The sequence below is a fragment of the Microbacterium sp. GbtcB4 genome, from assembly GCF_019091465.1.
Classification (GTDB): Bacteria; Actinomycetota; Actinomycetes; order Actinomycetales; family Microbacteriaceae; genus Microbacterium; species Microbacterium paraoxydans.
In genome coordinates this window covers 1-229 of the sequence record NZ_JAGXJJ010000786.1, presented here as the reverse complement: position 1 = coordinate 229, position 229 = coordinate 1, and the positions used below count along the sequence as shown (strand labels likewise).

The 229-nt window shown below is 67.7% G+C and carries 1 pseudogene; it reads right to left on the bottom strand.

What is annotated here, in order from left to right:
- Window positions 1-173, bottom strand: a pseudogene (locus KVS71_RS20185) (DNA-binding response regulator); the annotation flags it as partial.
- Window positions 174-229: the final 56 nt, after the last annotated feature.

Below are 229 nucleotides of genomic sequence, written 5' to 3'. Positions count from 1 at the left end.
AACTCCTTCGCGACCTGGATCGCCTCGAGGCCGGGGGAGGCGGGGCGCACCTCCCAGCCCTCCATGCGCAGGGCCATGGCGAGCAGATCGGGGAGCATCTGCTCGTCGTCCACGGCGAGGATGCGCAGAGGGGAGCCGTCGGGGCGGGGCAGTTCGGGCTGGGCGGTGGTCATGCCCCTATTCTGTGGATCTTCCAGAGTGATCTCTATGGAGGTGGCTAGGGTGTCTC